The organism is Pyxidicoccus fallax, from assembly GCF_012933655.1.
GTDB classification, from domain to species: Bacteria; Myxococcota; Myxococcia; order Myxococcales; family Myxococcaceae; genus Myxococcus; species Myxococcus fallax.
Genome location: NZ_JABBJJ010000757.1, coordinates 1 through 633, shown reverse-complemented (window position 1 = coordinate 633; position 633 = coordinate 1). Strand labels below are relative to the sequence as shown.

General features: G+C 81.2%; 1 pseudogene. It reads right to left on the bottom strand.

From position 1 onward, the window contains the following. Positions 1 to 553: pseudogene (locus tag HG543_RS54030) on the bottom strand (hypothetical protein); the annotation flags it as partial. Positions 554 to 633: the final 80 nt, after the last annotated feature.

Sequence of the window (633 nt, the reverse complement as noted above, 5' to 3'; positions counted from 1 at the left end):
TGGCCCCACCGCCGCCGCCTCCTCCACCTCCCGAGCCGCCCTCGCCTCCCGCGCCCATCTCCTCCAGCGACGCCATGGCGGCCTGCTGCTCGCCCGGGGGCAGCGCCGCGTCCTCGGAGGCGCCCGCCTCGGGAGAAGCGGCCGCCGGCTCGGCGACGGGGGCCTGCTCCGCCTCACGGTCCCGCCGCTCCTCCTCGCTCTCACGCGGCTCGGATTGACCGCCCGTCTCGAGCTCAGCGACCTTCGCCTGGACGTCCGCCGCGGCGGCTCCCTCCGCTTCGGCCGAGGGCGCCTCCGCAGCGGCCTCGGCGCCGCCTCCCGCCTCCTCCGCGCCCTCCTCCTGCATCGCCTCGGCGGCGGCTTCCTCCTCGGGCTGCGCCGCCTCCATGCGCTTCTCGGTGTCGGCCGCGCCAGGACCCTCGGGGACGCCACCACCGCCGCCCGCCGCCACCGGCCCCGCGGAAGCGGCCGCGGGCCCCGCGGCCGCCGCGCCAGGACCTGCCGCCGAGGACGCTGCCGCCGGAGCAGCTGCCGTCGCGGGCCCTGCCGCCATCGGAGCCGCCGCGCCAGGACCGGCCGCGGCGGGCGCTGCGCCCGGAGCTGCCGCCGCCGTGAGCGCGCCCCCGGCACCAC